This window comes from Paenibacillus sp. LPE1-1-1.1 (assembly GCF_040676435.1).
Classification (GTDB): domain Bacteria; phylum Bacillota; class Bacilli; order Paenibacillales; family Paenibacillaceae; genus Pristimantibacillus.
Map to the genome: position 1 here is coordinate 1,710,264 of NZ_JBEGHY010000001.1, position 16,361 is coordinate 1,726,624.

The window sequence follows — 16,361 nt, forward strand, 5'->3', positions numbered from 1 at the left end:
GAGATGAGGCTTCAGCCGGACATACATCCGCCAGCAGGATCAATCTTCATCCTCATCCAGCATAAGCTTTTTCCGCAAACGCCCAGGCCGTATAGCCAGGTACGCAAGCGTTAAAGCCGCCGAAGCAAGCGAAGGCATAAACACGCCCGCAATCGCTAGAGGCAAAGCTGCAAAAAGCCATAACAGCGTCGAACACAAAAGCATAGCCAACCTGTCGACCTTCAAAAACTGCTCGATTCGCTGCTTTTCCGGCAAGGGATAAACATGCTTCCATACCGAATAGCGGTGAACATGGCGCAAGCCGCTTAACTGAACGGCAATCAACCCCATGAAAATAAAAAATACAATTATGCTGCCATAGCCGGATAAGGACACCGCCTCTGCAAACCAATAAATGATCAAGCAGCCGAGGAGGAGCAGCCGAATAATCATGCCGCCCATTTCCGTTCTGAGCAGCGAAGTCGTGTAGAGATAAACGAATGTATTGCGGTTCGCATAGCGCACCGTACGGAGGAGCCATGAGATATAAGGCCTTTTGGCGATACTTGACGGCAGCGTTGGCACGTCGATGAATAGTCCGAAAAAGACATAATAGCGCTTCCGCGTTCTTGCTTCCTCATCGATCAGCCTCTCCCAAGGCATCCGATGCTTGCTCGGCAGGCGGTAAAGCAAGACGTATAGAATGCCGAGCAGCAAGGTAAACCCAGCTGCCTGCCAAAGCAAGCTTGTCAGCCAAGCCGCTAAAGTCAAAGCTGTAAAAGCCCAGCGCATCAGGCGCATCAGGCGTCTCATGCCCGGCCATGTCATCCGGCGCTCTCTCCAAGCTCCCCACACATTGGCTGCTTTCATCACAACAGCCATAAAGGCAAGCTCCCATCCTCCGTTAACAGCCGGTCCTTGCAGATAGATGGGAAGGTATAACAGAAACACGGCTGCAGCTAGAAATGAACACGCAATCGTATTATAACGGAAGGACAAGCGTAAATAACCAGCCATTTCCGCTTCGCGCGGCATTAAAAAGACGGTATCGCCCGCGGCAAGCCAGGTACGGAGCGGGCTCCAGCACAGAACGAGCGTTAAAGCGGCAATCCCGACAGCCGCAAATGGAAAGTCGGCGGGAACGTGGCGAATTAATCCGATGTAGCCGATGGCCGAAGATATAATGAACAAAGACATAAATGCCGGAAAACCGCTTTGGCCCATGTAGCGGAAATAGGGTAACGCTTCCTCGCGGAACGCTTTCGCGCGGCGATGCCACAACGTTTCAAGCTTGCGATCATGGCTCATTAAGCATGGCCCCCAGTAACGAGCTTATAGAAGGCATCCTCCAACGAACCGCCTCGCATGTCCATTCCAGCCGCTTTCCTGACATCCTCCAGCGTGCCTAATGCAACGATTTTACCGTGATGCATCACGATAAACCGATCGCAATACGCCTCGACCGTAGACAGAATATGCGAGCTCATCAGAATGGCTGCCCCTTTTTGCTTCACCTCTACCAACCGCTCCAGCAAGGAGCGGATTCCAAGCGGATCAAGCCCGAGAAAAGGCTCATCTATGATATATAGAGGCGGCTCCGCAAGCAGCGCATTCATAATCATGACCTTTTGTTTCATGCCTTTCGATAAATGGGAAGCGAATGCTTTACGCTTGGGTACCATTTGAAACTCTTTTAGCAGCTCATCTTCCCGTTGTTCATATTGGCTGTCCTTCACACTGTAAGCCATGCCTGTTAAACGCAGATGCTCCTCAACCGTCAGTTCGTCAAATAGCACAGGCGACTCCGGCACATAAGCAAAGGCCGCGCGGTAACGCTCCGTCTCCTCCTCCAGAGTCACGCCGTCAATTCGAACATCCCCGATTTGCGGCTTCATTAGGCCCAGAATATGCTTAATGGTCGTACTCTTCCCGGCGCCGTTCAGACCGATTAATCCAACCATTTCGCCAGCCTTCACCTCAAAGGAGATGTCATGCAGCACGGGTCTTCTCGGACTATAGCCGCCGGTTAAACCGTTTACCTGTAAAATGGACTCCATCCTATCACCTTCAACAATGCAATTTGGTATTCGCTATTAAACAGCATACCGAAATATCCGGCTAATATCAAAAAAGCAATTTTCATGCGTTCATCGGGACGCACTCCGATCAATACGCTATGCAAGATTCGAGATCCCGAAAACGATAAAAATGGGCAGCCATCGGCCGCCCATTTTTCTGTAATTTTACTGCTTATTTAGAAAGTAAATGATAAAGTACCTGTGCCACCTGGGCTCTCGTGGAAACCTCCCGGGGGCTGAGCTTCGATTCGCTGCCGGCAATCACGCCGCCTTCTACGAGCGATTTAAAGGCGTCGCTTGCGTAATCGGCAATTTGTTCCGCATCGCTGAAGCTAGACACGGAAACATTCGCGGTTGCTGCCGGAAGTTCTCCCAACACGTCTAACGAACGGTAAAGGAGCGTGAATAGATCTTGGCGCGTAATTTCACGGTTGGGGTCAAATGTCGTACCGTCAATGCCGTTCGTTATGCCAAGGCGTTTCGCCGCGCCAAGATAATTCGTGTAATAGGCATCTCCTGCATCCTTGAAATTATTCGATTCGTTCTCAATCGGCGTAATGCCGTAAGCTTTCAATAACAATACAATGAATTGTCCTCGCGTAACAGACGCATTAGGGCTATAATGCTCTTCGTCCGTGCCGGTTGTAATGCCCCTCGCTGCAAGGAAGCCGACTGCATTCTCGTACCAAGCCGTATCCGCTACATCCGTAAAGCTGACTTTGTTATAGCCGACGATATACTGGGAGAAATGCGACGTCGTAAAATCTACCGTGCCTTTCGACTCGTTATAATAGCCGCGGATCGTTTCCAATCCTGATTCGGCAACATAGTATACGACAACCGCATGAGGATCTTCTCCCGCCTTCAGCGTATAAGGCACGCTGACTTGAAGCGGGCTGCCGCCAAAGGTTGTGATAGGGCTTAAGCCTGCAAAAACGGAGAAATCATAAACCGGGCGGTCGCCCAAAACCTCCTTGCCTTCGTCAGTCAACTCCACTTTCGAAACGATGACGCTGATATCTCCCGTTTCTGCTGCTTTGCTGATATTGTCAACAGCTTCTGGCCCAAAAACGACCGTAGCGATTCCATAGTTAAGTTTCAATCCGGCGTTAGTGCTGGTAGCAGCATCGTTAAATGCGCTTCTAGGAATGCTCAGCTCAACCGATTTGGTTTGAGCAGATGCTTCTACCTTTAGCTCAACTACCGATGATTTACCGGCAGCTTCCGCTTTTTTTACTTGCTCTACCAAGCTTGAAATTGTAGTAGCAGACGCTTTGGCTGCTAATGCCCCTGTTGCGGAGTCCGCAATTGCTGGCACGGTAGCTGTCGGAGGTGTTCCGTCATTGTCACCGCCTATCGGGGTGGTCGGCGCAGGCGATGGTGACGAAGTCGGAGCCGGAGCCGGCGTAATCGGACCGCTTGGATCCGTGTTGGCCGGCACGACGATTTCAATCGATTGCCCTGCTTTGTAGAGAACGGCAGTCGGAATTCCTGTGGCATTAGGTGTCGGACCATTGTAACCGGCTTTTGCGGCATATCTCACGTTATAAGTACCAGGTGCCAGGTTGGTGATAGCGTCGCCTGTTACGCTCTTGTATTCCATAACGGATACGAGCTTATATTCCAAAGCTTTGTTCGTTGTACCGGCAATTTTTCCGTCCAGCTGCGCTGAAGTCGTCGGCGGCACAGCCGTTAGGCCGGTTGGCACAGCTTCCACTCTTGAAAAAAGGCTGTCCAGCGCGTTGGTGTAGTTTCTGTGGTGGACGCCGGTACCTGCGCTGCTTACATAATCAGGCTGAATACTCGTCCATGTATACATTAATTCGATGTGCCCAAGGATCGGTGCAGCCGTTCCGTCTGCATTTTTGTTGTTTTTATTGTATTGGAAGAAAAACGGAACCTGCAATCTGTCGCCTTTAATGACATTACCGTTCGCATCCGTATAGCTAATGACGGAAGGCGGCGTCGCTGCGTTGTTTTGGGTTTTGATATTCGTTAGATATTTAGTAACGATATCGACATATAAACTAGCGTACGGATGATTATTCGATCTAACTTGAAGCGTCTCATTTTTATGCGGGATATTGCCCTCTTTGGCCACGTCAACGCCGCCGTCCAGCTTCGTATCCCATAAATAAACGGTACCTACGTTATATTTTTTGGCATACTGATTGATGAACTTTATGGCCGCTCTCGTATTGGGGCACCAAGAACCGCCAAATAGAATCGTATAATTGCCGTCACTCTCTAAAAGGTTTGTCAGCTCGTCGTAGGTTACGTATTTATAAACGACGGATTGGTCGCTGTCATTAAAAATCTCGATATTGGTTGGAGTCGCTGATTCTATATTCGCATTTTTATTATAAGCGGTTTTAAAAAATTCAAAGTAATCAATCACATCGTCATTCGTGGTTTTGATTCCATTCACTTCCGTCGTAATAGAATCAAATACCAGTCTTACCTCCGCTTTATAAGCCTCTGCCTTGGCAGGATCCAAATTGCCATTTGTCAAATAGTCGTTCCAAACCTGTTCCGTTTGTACAGCATCCACGATACGTTTATTTGTACCGTCGTAAACGAATAGAAAAGGAGCATCGATTTTCTTTACCGCTTTTGTAATATCAGCCCCATCTTGATCAATTGCAGGGTAACTGACTGTATCTGCTTCAGGGAGGATCTCGTTAAGATTTGTTAAATATTCATGGATGACGTCTACATATTTATACGCATATGGATTGCTGCTGTCAGCAATCTCAAAATTTTGGCCGTCTAGTTTTGTATCAAAATTATAAATGGTATCTACGCCATATTCTTTCGCTACTTGATTAATAAAGCCAATATTCGCCTGCGTGCTTTCACTCCATGCCCCGCCAAACAAGACAACATAGCTGCCCTTGCTATCGAAAAGATTAACAAGCTCCTCGTAATTCAAGGTTTGAAAAACGTGATTCTCATCATCCAAGTGCTCGTAAACCTTGCTGAAATAATCAAAATGATCAGTCCCGTTTAGTACTGCAGCTTCCGCTGGATTGGCATTAACGACATTGACTACAGGCAAAATTAGCAATGCTGATAGAAGCAGCGCTAGCAGCCTTCTCGCTGTGTTCGATTTAGTTTTCATATTATCTCCTCAATTTCATCATATTTCTGCGGTCATAACCGTGCGAACTACGCATTCTCTACCGAAAGCAGCATCGTTTGTTCCGAGGGCTCCGCAAATGCGAAGGCCCCCGCGTTATAAAATCGGATTAGCAAATTTCTTCCACTTCCGTGGCTTTATCTTCATTTGCAGCCGGTGCTGCTGGCTGCTCAGAAGAAGAAGAAGAAGAAGATGATGATGATGATGATGATGGGCTCGAAGCAGTTGGAGCTTTAGGTTGAACGGTTTCTGTTTTTACAAAACTAATGGATTTTGATTTATCCTCTTCTTTGGGTTCCGTTTGGGACGCAGACGCCTTTGCTTCTTCTTTTACAACCGGCGCAGCCTTTGTTTCCTCTTTGGCAGATGCTGCAGCCTTCGGCTTGCTCTCTTCTTTAACTGCCGGTACTGCTGCCTTTGTTACTTCTTTTGCCGCAGCCGCGCTTGCTTTTGGCTTTGCGTCTACTTTCGCAGCCGAGTCTTCGATCGTCGTTGGTTTTTGTTCAACTGCCTTTTTCTCAACGGCCAAGCTGGCTTTCGACGCTTCCGCGTCAGCCGCTGTTTCTTCTTGCGGCTTCGTTCCTTCTATCGTTGCCGCAGCTGTGTCAGCCTGCGGTTGTTTTTCCTCCGATGCTGCTACTGTCCTTACCTCCGGTTGTTTTTCCTCCGCGTTAACGATCGTAATTGCTTTTGCCTGCTCTTCTTTGCCAGCGACAGTTACAGCGGGTACGTTCTTCGGCGCTTGAATCCCTTGTGCTTGTTTCGCAGATACGGCTGCATAAGTTAATGCCGAGAAAGCCACCGTAGCGGAAATCAAAGTTATTGTCAGTTTTTTCATGTTTGAATACATCCCTTTCGCTTCGCTCATTGAGCTTTTTTGTTTATTCAATCCCTTTAAACCATACGAAACCGCGCTTAACAGCTCCGTGCATTTCCTTCTTAAATAATTTTGTGTGGATAAAAAAAAGGAGATCCAACAAGGGCGCATGCTGCGCTCTCATCGAATCTCTGGCGGTCCAGTAGATTATTCTTCTTTTGTTATCCGACAAAATGGTTAGCCAACACATTTTGATTACTTTTCTATCTTATTCCCCAAGGAATGCCATGTCAACGATTATTTTAATTTTTCCTATCGTTTTTGTCGGAATTATATTTTCGCAGTGATCTGTTCATTTTCCGTGCCTATATGAGGCGAATATGGATGAAGCATCGGCCGGAAAAAAGGCATCATCGCTGTGGATGATGCCCCTTGCTTTACGTTCATTATTTAATTTCGATTGTTTTTGCCGTTCCGTTTTCACCCTTAACCTGTACAAGCTGACCAGGCTTCAGCAGCGATGCATCACCGGTAATCGCAACATTTGCATCTACGTTAAAAGTAAGCATAACCGTTTGCGAATTCTCAACCCGCGAAATGGAGATCGTTGCAAGCCTCGCTTGCGCGTTGAACGTTACCGTATTAAGTATACCAAGCTCCGTGAAAGCTGTTACCACGGGAGCTGACTTCGTCACTTCTATGAATACGATTTTATTTTGATAAGTGCGCACGAGAACCTCATCACCGGCACGCAGGGCGCTCAGTGGAGCTTTCTTATCATCGCGGAAAATAAATACGTTCGAATCAATGGCCAACGCCGCTTCCGTATTATCCGCTTTAACAACAGTCAGCTTGCCGTCAGCAGGAGCTGCTTTCAGCTTGCCCGTAATGGCTTGCGCATCTTGATCCGGCATTTCCGTATCCGTACGGTCCAATAGAGCAGCTAGCTCAGCGCGGGTAACGGGTTGGTTCGGACGGAATGTTTTTCCGTGTTTATCCTCGTAGCCAGTAATAATCCCTTTTTGCAGCGCGAGCGCGACATAACCGACTGCGCCGGCAGGAATTTCCTTCGCATCTTTGAAGTCGAGCTTCGTATTGTTGAGAGCTTTCGCTTCCTCTTCCAACTTAAGCGCTTTCACAAGGAGGATCGTAGACCATAGTCTTGTCGCATTTGCCTCTGGTTTTACTTCGGTTTCCGTCTCGGCGAACAAATCGTTTTCCAGCGCAACGGCTACGTAACCGACAGCCCATGGATACTTTTTCTCAATTTTGTCAGCGTCTTTGAATTGCAGATCCGTATTCATTTCCGCTGCCGATTCCGCTTGTGCGCGTAGTCCCATCAATCTGACCGCAGCCGTTAGCGTTTCAATGCGGCTAATTTTTTGATTCGGTTTGAATGTTCCGTCCTCATACCCGGTAAATACACCCTTCGACGCTAGACGCATAATGTATTCCATTGCCCATTTCAAATCGTCCTCATCTTCAAACTGCCATGTTACTTTATACTTATCATCATCTTTATCATGCTTGTCCTCTTGTCGGTCATTATCATCGCCACGACTGCCGCCTTGCCCTTTGTCTCTACCGCCATCTGCAAAAGCTGACGTCGCTCCGCCTGCAAGCATTAGCAGCGCAAGCGAGGAAATTGCTGTCTTTTTCAACATTGTGTTTTTCATTAAGAAAGCCACACTCCTTATTCGATTGCGGGTTTTGCCGCGTTTTTTACCTACGCCCATACGTTTCGGGAAAGGCAGATCGATTTAAGAGGGTGGCTTTCAAATTAAATTTATTTTATTGTTCCTTCTCGGCCTCGCGTTTGGCTTTCAACCATTTCGGCGCGCCCTTGTTTTTGCCTTCGCGCTTGCGCTCCGCTTTCTTCGGAGCAGGCTTCGGAGCGGCTTTTGGCGCAGGCTTCGGCTTCGACCCGGCATCGGTTGATTTCACGTCAACAAGCTTCGTTTCCTTCGTATCCTTTATTTCCTTTGCCGCCGGTATTTCCTTCCGCTCCAAAGAGCGCTTCGCTTGGGAAGCTTCTGCGCGCTCGGCCAGCTTCGCATCATGACGGGCAGCAAACGGACGTGTTGCTTCTCGCAATTCTTCTTCCGAAAGAAGCTTGCCGCGGAACATCGTCCGCTCAGACAGCTCTATGCCCAGCTGCTTCCGGAATTTCTCCATAATAAACAGCTCCTGCGGCATCACAATCGATACGACCGTGCCCGCACGTCCCATACGGCCGGTACGGCCAGCCCTGTGCACATAATGGTCCGCGTCTGCAGCGGGATCAAGTTGAATGACGAGCGGCAAGCCTTCAATATCCAAACCCCGGGCTGCTACGTCGGTAGCCAGCAAAAGCTGGCAGCGTCCTTCACGGAAGCGCGTTAACGTGGCCGCTCTACGCTGCTTATCCGCGTCTCCGTAAAGAGCCTCGACGGTGAAGCCCTCATAGCTCAGCTTCGATTCCCAGTTCGAGATATTGTCGGTATCATTAAGAAACAACAGCGCCGATGACGGATTAAGCAAACGAACCAGCCGCCTTGCAGTATCGGTTTTGTCCCGTTTATCGCTGACAATAAAATAATTATCGATCGTTTGAGAAACCCGGTGCTCCGGCGTTATTTGAATCCGTTCCGGATTTTTCATCCAGCGCCCTTCGAATCGGGCCATTTGATCGGGATAAGTCGCGGAGAAAAATGCGATTTGACGCCCCTTCCCCATGCCGTGCAGCAGGATCTCGACCTCTTTTGTTGAGCCGAGCTGAAACACCTGATCCGCTTCATCTACTACGACGTTATTTACATCATTCAGCTTAAGCTTGCGCAGTTTCAGCAGCTCATGCATGCGTCCCGGCGTACCGATGACAAGCTGCGGACGCAGCTTCAGCTTCTCTACCTGCCGCTTAAGAGCCGCTCCGCCAATCAGCTGCTGAACGCGAATATTCAGCGGCTCTGCGTAAATTTCCGCCACGCGAACGATTTGCATGGCCAGCTCCTGCGTCGGCGCCAAAATAACGCCTTGTATCGCGTTCGAATACGAATTCAGCTTTTGAAGCATAGGCAGCAAATAAGCGAGTGTTTTGCCTGTGCCCGTCTGTGACCGTGCTGACACGTCGCTGCCGCCAAGCAGGATCGGTATCGTCTCTGCCTGCACGTCCGTTGGTTCGATAATTCCGTTTGCGGTGAGCTTATTTTCCAGCAGCTCGTTAATTCCGATTTCATTCCATGTGTGCTTACTCATTCTTTAATCCTCTCTCGATTAAACCTTTATTATTTTCGATTTAACATCCCGCCGAAGAGCCGGTCGATCGTGCGCGGCAGCAATTGATAAACCTTTATGCCCAGTGAAGCCTTTTTCGGCAGATCGAGCTCTGCTTTCCGCCGTTCAATCAATCTAACAATTCGTTTCACGACATATTCTGGCTTCATCATAAACCAACTGACATTTTTTACGTATGAGCCGGAAGGATCAGCAAGCGAGAAAAAAGGCGTATCAATCGGTCCCGGATTTACGGCAGACACTTGAATGCCCTGGTCCCGCAGCTCCATTCTAAGCGAGTTCGTAAAACCCAGCACCGCATGCTTCGTAGCCGTATAGCTGGTTGATTTCGCCGTCCCGATCTTGCCTGCTAACGAAGCAATGTTTACGATATGACCGCTCCCGCGTTTCACCATATGGGGAATAACGGCCTTCGTACAACGCACAATCCCCATATAGTTGGTATCCATCATCTGTTCAAAGCTTTCCACGGGCATGCTTGTAAAATACTCAAACTGCCCATAGCCAGCGTTATTCAGCAATACATCTATTTTACCGTATTTCGCAATGACGGCTTCCACTGTCTGCTTAACTTGCTCGTTGTCTGTTACGTCCATCTGATAGAACGAGCTTTGGCCTTTAATTGCGGCAGAAATCTCTTTCAGCTTCCCGATATTCCGTCCCGTCAGCACGGGAATCGCACCCTGCTCGGACAGCCGGATTGCCGTTAACGCTCCAATACCGCTCGATGCGCCGGAGATGAAAATCACTTTATCCTTTAACATCCAACATCACCCATTTACAAGTTTACTTGATTGCTCATTCAGACGCAAAAAAAGCTCCCTAAGGAGCTATTTCTGTGCTAAGATGCGATTAAAACTTGAATGTCAAGTTCTCCGATTCCTTCCATAATAAGCGGAATCGTCAGCGCCTTTTGCGCGGTAAAGCCTGCAGATTGCGCGGATTGAATCACCTTAGGTGGCGTAATATCTACGCGTACCCCTTGATTAAACAGCATTGTGCTGGCATTTCCGCTAATCATGTTGCCGAGCTCAGAAATAGCGCTTTTCACGATTTCGTCGATTTCAGAAATTACGTATCCACCCATCATCGCAGAAACCATTTTCATAGCTACTTCTTCACTTAGCCCGAATACAATGTCTCCGTTCATTTGTCCATTGAGCCCAATCTGAATCCAAATATAGTTCTCTACAAACTTGATATCTTTGAGGCCAAGCTCACCTGTCGCAGGACGAATTTGAACGACTTGCTCAATCACGATTTTTGCGGATTCAAGAAACGGGTTAATGTATTCTGCCTTCATAATGAAGATACGCTCCTTTTCGACAAAATTCGCGGTTTGTCTAGTTTAATTTATATTATACTTAATTCATTAGGACAAGTATACTATAAAAAAAATATATGTACCAAAAGAACTAATTTTTTTCTCAAAAACTGTAGAATATTGTTAAGGAATGGAGGCTGGCCGGCTTGCCAAACGTTTGGGCTCATTTCATATTTGGGCAGCTAGTGCTTGAGAAGCTCGGTGAAAGCGCGCTTCTACAGCTCGAGGAGCATAAAACCATGTTTAATATGGGTTGTCAGGGACCTGACTTTTTGTTTTATCATCGCTTCTTCCCTTGGCAGCGCAGCTTGGCATTAAACCGCTTAGGCACCGAAATGCATAACCGCCATTGCGGTCCCGTACTTGTAGAAATGCTGGATTCTGTCATCGGCAGGAAGGTCTGCCCTAAAAGTCCTGATCCCTCCATCCTATATGCGCTGGGCTTTGTGCTGCATCATATTCTGGACCGCAATCTGCATCCTTATGTTTTCAGCAAATCCGGTTTCCGCAAGTGGGATCATCAACGATTTGAAATAATGATGGATACGTTAATCGCGAAAGCGCTTTGGGGTGTCGAAACGTGGAAAACTGCGGTTTGGAAATACGTGAACACGAATGGCGCCTTCCCGCCTCCGATTCTGGATGCATTTGAATCGATTGCTGCAACCTATTACGCGGAGCTTGCGCCGCTCATTCGGCGCGAGGACTGGAACCAGGCAAATCGCGATTTCACGGCTGCGCAGCGTTTGTTCCATGACCCGATCGGCGTACGGCGAAAGCTTACGTTCGGGCAAATCGAGCCCTTCGTATTTAAGAAATTGCCGCTCCCCTTTGATGTATTAAATTTAGAGGAGACGCCTTGGCTTGACCCGGTTAACGGCACTGCCTATCATCGCGAAAGCGTCTGGACTTTATGGGAGACGGCATTATCGGATGGGATGGAAGTCGTGAACGCTATCCTGGTATGGCTGCGGGCGCATGAAGGTCCCCAGCATACGAAGGAGGAACGTTCTCATGTGCGTCTGCTTCGCGAGAAAGCAATTGACTTAATCGGCAACCGTTCCTATGAGACGGGCCTCTCCTGTGACTCCGATGCGGCTATCCGCTTCGCTGATACGGTATGGCCCGATCAAAGCGGCATTACGAAGTCTCCTTAACGGTTTGGAAGGAGACTTCGTAAATTTCGCAAACGATGACCTCTGAATTCGTATACGGTTCTAAACCGCCTTACTAATCAGGCTCCTCCGGAATCGCAGCCTGATAAGCCGCAGACGCTCATATAACACATCAACCGGCTTATCGAGCTGCGAAGCCTCTGAAGTTCCGTATACCTGCTGCAGAACGGGCTTCAAATATTTGTCGCCAACCAACGACATCGCTTCCCATACGAGCTGCTGCTCGTCCTCCGGCACCTCGTTTAACTCCCTGGAAATGAGCGACTCCATATCGTAGCCCTCTTGCTCCAACTGCTCGATCCGGTCCATCAGCTCGCGTCTTGAGAGCTCGAGCTCGGCTCCGAGCTGCTCGAGAGAGACGCCCTGCTGTACCGCTGCCAAAATATGTTTTTTTGCTTGTTGACGGTCCATCTGCGTTTTAAATTTTGTTTCCTTTTGTTTGTAAAGCCACTGCGTATAGATAGCGGAATCCAGCTTCTCGGCTACCCATTGCAGCGGAAATTCCGTCTCCCGTAGAGCTTCGTCCGTAATCGCGAGCACTTCCGTTCCATACGATGAATGCTTAGCGCTGCCCCATCCCGGAATCTGCGTCAGCTCCTCCGCTGTCTTTGGAACAAAAGCACTGATCATCCATAACATGCGGTTCGTTGCGACAAGATAAGCCGAGCGCTTCTCGGAAGCCGCTTTGGCACGCCGCCATTCGCGGAGCTTTTGGAAGAGATCCGGGTTAGCGTGCAGCTCGCCGTAGCACTGCAGCATGGCCACGAAGCTGCCAGCGGATCCCCGCCGGTCCTCCAGCATGCCGTCGATAATCGGCGTATAGCCTTCCCCCATCACCTTGGCAATGCCATGCCGGAATGTAACGATCATATCCTCCCAGGAAGTGCCTTCGAACCAGGTTTGCGGATTTCCGCTTTCCTCTTCCCCTTCTACCCACATGACAGACCAAATTCCCTGGCTCTCACAAATAGACAGCTGCGCGCTTACGACATTTAGATCCTCTCCGGGCTTCTCGAACGTGTTCAAAAAAACGATTTGCATGTTGATCTCAATCCTCCAATGAATAGATGAATTTGCGAAAGAATTGAACGAGAAGGTCCAATTCCGGAAGCAGACAGCATCCGGAAACAAAAAAAAGCACCTCCTTTGCCTAGGGCAAAAGAGGTGCTTCCTCACGTTCAATGATTCGATTGCCTTCATGCTATCATAATGATTTCTTTATTACAAGCATTTTGTTATTGTATAATGAGTGTATTAATGGAGTGGAGGCTATACCTTATGCTGTTGCCAGATTTTGATTTTATGTCCGATTCAACGGAAGAAACATCAACCCGCTATGTCACGTTTATCGGACCAAGCTTAAAGCGCTTTGATCTTGCCATCACGTCTACAAGCCGTTTTTATGGGAAGAAGCTGATAACCGATCTCCAGTTCGGAAAAACGGCAATTATCGGCCCTGATGATCTTGAAGAGGAAGGCTATCTCGAATATACGTTTAAGCTCACCGAGGAAGAAGCCTCCGAGCTCGCCCAATTCCTATACTTTGTTGTGGGAACGGTGCATTTTACAGACTAATCGGGGTACACTGAAATGGTAATAACATACCATTTTGGGAGGAGTCTGCTGATGGATCGATTTATGGAAGAAAATCGCCGGCCATATACAGATGTATCGACAGTTGAATCACAGCGTAATGACTTGATTCCGGAGGAATTTCCGGATGGTCCGTACGGCTCTGACCTGCGGATGGAATCCCTTGGCAAAAGCACGCCTTGGCGAATAGACCAGCGGTCATCCAACCGCTTCGACTATGAGAATCGCGCTCTTCATGCCGGAATGTCTCGCGAGTATCCCGGAGAAGACGAATACGACCATGCGTTCCCTGAAGTACACGACGAACCTTAAAGAACCAAAGCCCTTGCTGCCGCGCTCGATTGCGTGTCTGACAAGGGCTTTTTTCTGCTTATTTGATTTTTCTATTGCAGTTATGGTTAGACGCAAAAGACCGTCACCAGCATTCGCAGGTAACGGTCCCAGTAGAGCAGGCTTTACGCAGGATTAAGCTCAAGATCATCTTCTTCGCCGCGATTAAATGCATCGCGATCGAATTCGCCTTCGGAATCGGCTACGAGCAATGCCGTTACCGTCGTACCTGTTGCATTAACAGCCGTACGGCCCATATCGATCAAAGATTCAACCGCTACGACTAGCGCAATACCTTCAAGCGGTAGGCCTACGGCAGTAAGGACTACCGTTGTCGAAATGGAAGCCGGTCCAGGAACGCCGGCAACGCCGATCGAAGAAATTACGCTAACCAGAACGATCAGCACATAATCGGTTGCAGTAAGGGTAATTCCATACACCTGCGAAACGAAAACCGATACAATGGCAGGCCATATGCCGCCGCAGCCGTTAAAGTTCATCGTCGCACCAAGCGGTGCTACGAAGCTGGCGATTTTCGGCGAAACGCGAAGGCGTTTCGTAATTACCTCCAGATTGATAGGCAGCGTAGCAAAGCTGCTGCGCGTCGTGAATGCAACGGCGATAGTCGGATAAGCTTTTCGGAAAAACTTCAATGGATTAACCTTCGCTACGAAGGCTACCAAGCCGCCGAATACGAATACGAAATGAAGAATGAGAGCGATATAACTTACCGCAATGAGCATCGCAAGCGGCTCAAGCGTTTCCCAGCCGTATCTGGCTGCCATAACTGCAATCAGCGCATAAACACCGTACGGCGTGAAGCGAAGAACAAATTTAACCACTTGATGCATAATAACCGTTGCGGATTGAATAAAGGCTTTGAAAGGCTGTACGGAATCCGGGTTTTTCGCACCTATCTTGACAATAGCGACCGCAATGAATAAGGCGAAAATAAGGATTGGAACGACTTTACCCTCTGCAGCATCACTGATCGGATTAGAAGGCACTTGATCCAATATCACCTGGAAAAAGCTTGGCACTTCGCGTGCTTCGAAATTTTCAGGTGTCGTTAATGCAAATCCTGCACCTGGACTTATTGCCGACGCAACAAGTAGTCCGATTATGGAAGCTACGCCTGTTGTCGCTAAAAACCAAGCAATGGTCTTCACGCTAAGCTTGCGTAAAAACTCAATGTTCGTAATCGAAATAATACTGTTGATGACAAGGACAAAAACGAGCGGAATAACAATCATTCGAATGAGGTTGATATAGATCGAACCGATTGTGCCTACGCCTTCCGTATCCAGCTTAAAGGTATTGAATATAATACCTGCTACTAAACCCAGTCCAAGGGCTACTAAAACCCGTGTTCCGAATCCTACCCGTTTTTTGGCCATGTAATAAAGGCCGCCAAGAAGTATGGCCGATACCAACAAGGTAATCCAATTGTTTTCAATAGCCGTTAATAAATTATTTTCCATAACACAACCATCTTCCCCTCTGTAATTCTCTATGATATGATGTACAAATTGCTTCTAGATTAATAAGCATACAATCCCGATGAGATTACTTTACTTTACGTAGAACAATATATCATCGGTTTTTCTTTTATGTCAATATGATTTTTCCGCAGCTGTCATTCAACTATACGTACCCTTTATATTAATAACTAAACAATAGAAAAAGAGAAAGAGACGCGGTGCAACCGGTTCAAGCCCGGTTGCTCCGCGTCTCTATAAACTTAGAAAGTAATTAATATACTTTTTTCAGAAAATCGACCGTCGCTTGAAGAGCTTCTGATAAATACAGCGTGGCTCCCTCATAAGGATGCAGCACGCCAAACACATGATCCGCTCCTTCAATCGTAACAAAAGTTTGTTCCGGACTCGACTCCTTCAGCTGCTTATTCACCGCAAGCAACCGTTCGTTATCGCTGCTTCCTTGTACAATTAGCGCCGGCTGTCTCAACGATTTGAATTGTGTCAGCAAATCAAATCTTTCCTTATTCACCACCGCATCCTCCGTTACGAGCTGCTGGAGCCTCGTCACATTTTGCCCGTCAGCTCCTCTGGCTGGCGTTGATCCGCCATTCCATACGACGACAGCTTGCACATTCTCTGGCTGCTCCGCTGCCAGAATGAGACTGCTGCTTCCTGCCCTGCTGTGCCCGATAACCGCAATTCGGTTGGCATCCGCCTCATGGCTTAGCGGAAGCAGGCCTTGCTTCACATGCTGTATGATTACATCAAGATCAACAAGCTCTTGCGAAACGGTGCTCGCTTCGGCCACGCGCTCCTCCGCAAGTCCGTTTTCTTTGGCAGTAACGCGCGAAAAGTCAAAACTGATTGCATAAAAACCCTTCTCAGCTAAACTCTCCGTTACCTCTGGCCAAAATGCCCAATCCTGAAAGCCTCTATAGCCATGCGCAATTATCACAACGGGTCTCGCAACCCCTCCCTCCAGCGTCTTTACTTTGCCCCGCAAAATGAGCTGCTCGGTTAAATTGATCTCAAAAGGCTGTGACACAATCGTTCTCTCGGTCATTTTCATCACTCCTTAATCAATAATAAAAAAAGGAGGCAATCCTTTGGAAAAAGGACACCTCCGTTTTTACGGTCGCATGTATTGCTTTTTAATTTATTAATCTAATACA

Annotated in this window: 14 protein-coding genes; 3 read left to right on the plus strand and 11 right to left on the minus strand. The window is 48.1% G+C overall.

All coding sequences use genetic code 11. From position 1 onward, the window contains the following. Positions 1-39: 39 nt before the first annotated feature. The 8 genes from MRBLPE1_RS07455 to MRBLPE1_RS07490 form a co-directional block, all read right to left on the minus strand. Positions 40-1,287, minus strand: coding sequence for an ABC transporter permease (locus tag MRBLPE1_RS07455; protein ID WP_364143498.1), 1,248 nt, complete (start codon positions 1,285-1,287; stop codon positions 40-42). Beyond that, positions 1,287-2,036 (minus strand): ABC transporter ATP-binding protein, encoded by a 750-nt coding sequence (locus MRBLPE1_RS07460; protein WP_364143500.1) that lies wholly within the window; start codon positions 2,034-2,036, stop codon positions 1,287-1,289. The genes MRBLPE1_RS07455 and MRBLPE1_RS07460 overlap by 1 nt, the downstream gene beginning before the upstream one ends. Positions 2,037-2,229: 193 nt before the next feature. Then, the gene (locus MRBLPE1_RS07465; protein WP_364143503.1) at positions 2,230-5,178 is read right to left on the minus strand and encodes an S-layer homology domain-containing protein; all 2,949 of its coding nucleotides are present in this window, start codon (positions 5,176-5,178) and stop codon (positions 2,230-2,232) included. A 127-nt stretch (positions 5,179-5,305) separates the two neighbouring features. Beyond that, complete coding sequence (locus MRBLPE1_RS07470) at positions 5,306-6,034, minus strand: hypothetical protein (RefSeq protein ID WP_364143505.1); 729 nt, start codon at positions 6,032-6,034, stop codon at positions 5,306-5,308. 425 nt (positions 6,035-6,459) lie between these two features. Then, entirely contained in the window at positions 6,460-7,689 is a 1,230-nt protein-coding gene (locus tag MRBLPE1_RS07475) for an S-layer homology domain-containing protein (protein ID WP_364143507.1), read from the minus strand. Positions 7,690-7,804: 115 nt separating this feature from the next. Continuing rightward, complete coding sequence (locus MRBLPE1_RS07480; protein ID WP_364143509.1) at positions 7,805-9,247, minus strand: DEAD/DEAH box helicase; 1,443 nt, start codon at positions 9,245-9,247, stop codon at positions 7,805-7,807. A 29-nt stretch (positions 9,248-9,276) separates the two neighbouring features. Next, the gene (locus MRBLPE1_RS07485; protein WP_364143511.1) at positions 9,277-10,050 is read right to left on the minus strand and encodes an SDR family NAD(P)-dependent oxidoreductase; all 774 of its coding nucleotides are present in this window, start codon (positions 10,048-10,050) and stop codon (positions 9,277-9,279) included. Positions 10,051-10,127: 77 nt separating this feature from the next. Beyond that, positions 10,128-10,589 (minus strand): chemotaxis protein CheX, encoded by a 462-nt coding sequence (locus tag MRBLPE1_RS07490; RefSeq protein ID WP_054028542.1) that lies wholly within the window; start codon positions 10,587-10,589, stop codon positions 10,128-10,130. A gap of 167 nt (positions 10,590-10,756) precedes the next feature. Here MRBLPE1_RS07490 and MRBLPE1_RS07495 point away from each other — a divergent pair, with 167 nt between their 5' ends. Beyond that, positions 10,757-11,767, plus strand: coding sequence for a zinc dependent phospholipase C family protein (locus tag MRBLPE1_RS07495; protein ID WP_364143515.1), 1,011 nt, complete (start codon positions 10,757-10,759; stop codon positions 11,765-11,767). A gap of 60 nt (positions 11,768-11,827) precedes the next feature. On the opposite strand, the gene MRBLPE1_RS07500 is transcribed toward MRBLPE1_RS07495, so the two are convergent. Further along, positions 11,828-12,826, minus strand: a complete 999-nt coding sequence (locus MRBLPE1_RS07500) for an HRDC domain-containing protein (RefSeq protein WP_364143517.1) — start codon at positions 12,824-12,826, stop codon at positions 11,828-11,830. 237 nt (positions 12,827-13,063) lie between these two features. On the opposite strand from MRBLPE1_RS07500, the gene MRBLPE1_RS07505 reads away from it, so the two are divergent. Then, a complete protein-coding gene (locus MRBLPE1_RS07505; protein WP_364143520.1) occupies positions 13,064-13,360 on the plus strand; it encodes a DUF3055 domain-containing protein in 297 nt (98 codons plus the stop codon). 51 nt (positions 13,361-13,411) lie between these two features. After that, positions 13,412-13,690 carry a hypothetical protein gene (locus tag MRBLPE1_RS07510; protein ID WP_364143522.1) on the plus strand — a complete coding sequence of 93 codons (279 nt, stop codon included), beginning with the start codon at positions 13,412-13,414 and terminating at the stop codon, positions 13,688-13,690. A gap of 143 nt (positions 13,691-13,833) precedes the next feature. Here MRBLPE1_RS07510 and MRBLPE1_RS07515 read toward each other — a convergent pair whose 3' ends face one another. Next, positions 13,834-15,189, minus strand: coding sequence for a dicarboxylate/amino acid:cation symporter (locus MRBLPE1_RS07515; protein WP_364143525.1), 1,356 nt, complete (start codon positions 15,187-15,189; stop codon positions 13,834-13,836). Between the two features lie 271 nt (positions 15,190-15,460). Then, complete coding sequence (locus MRBLPE1_RS07520; protein WP_364143528.1) at positions 15,461-16,252, minus strand: alpha/beta hydrolase family protein; 792 nt, start codon at positions 16,250-16,252, stop codon at positions 15,461-15,463. Between the last annotated feature and the right edge of the window lie 109 nt (positions 16,253-16,361).

Excerpts from the sequence above, each read along its gene's own strand:
- MRBLPE1_RS07510 (WP_364143522.1), top strand. The coding sequence starts at position 13,412 with ATGGATCGATTTATGGAAGAAAATCGCCGGCCATATACAGATGTATCG.
- MRBLPE1_RS07485 (WP_364143511.1), bottom strand. The coding sequence starts at position 10,050 with ATGTTAAAGGATAAAGTGATTTTCATCTCCGGCGCATCGAGCGGTATT.
- MRBLPE1_RS07480 (WP_364143509.1), bottom strand. The coding sequence starts at position 9,247 with ATGAGTAAGCACACATGGAATGAAATCGGAATTAACGAGCTGCTGGAA.
- MRBLPE1_RS07460 (WP_364143500.1), bottom strand. The coding sequence starts at position 2,036 with ATGGAGTCCATTTTACAGGTAAACGGTTTAACCGGCGGCTATAGTCCG.
- MRBLPE1_RS07470 (WP_364143505.1), bottom strand. The coding sequence starts at position 6,034 with ATGAAAAAACTGACAATAACTTTGATTTCCGCTACGGTGGCTTTCTCG.
- MRBLPE1_RS07520 (WP_364143528.1), bottom strand. The coding sequence starts at position 16,252 with ATGACCGAGAGAACGATTGTGTCACAGCCTTTTGAGATCAATTTAACC.
- MRBLPE1_RS07500 (WP_364143517.1), bottom strand. The coding sequence starts at position 12,826 with ATGCAAATCGTTTTTTTGAACACGTTCGAGAAGCCCGGAGAGGATCTA.
- MRBLPE1_RS07475 (WP_364143507.1), bottom strand. The coding sequence starts at position 7,689 with ATGAAAAACACAATGTTGAAAAAGACAGCAATTTCCTCGCTTGCGCTG.
- MRBLPE1_RS07465 (WP_364143503.1), bottom strand. The coding sequence starts at position 5,178 with ATGAAAACTAAATCGAACACAGCGAGAAGGCTGCTAGCGCTGCTTCTA.
- MRBLPE1_RS07505 (WP_364143520.1), top strand. The coding sequence starts at position 13,064 with ATGCTGTTGCCAGATTTTGATTTTATGTCCGATTCAACGGAAGAAACA.
- MRBLPE1_RS07515 (WP_364143525.1), bottom strand. The coding sequence starts at position 15,189 with ATGGAAAATAATTTATTAACGGCTATTGAAAACAATTGGATTACCTTG.
- MRBLPE1_RS07490 (WP_054028542.1), bottom strand. The coding sequence starts at position 10,589 with ATGAAGGCAGAATACATTAACCCGTTTCTTGAATCCGCAAAAATCGTG.
- MRBLPE1_RS07455 (WP_364143498.1), bottom strand. The coding sequence starts at position 1,287 with ATGAGCCATGATCGCAAGCTTGAAACGTTGTGGCATCGCCGCGCGAAA.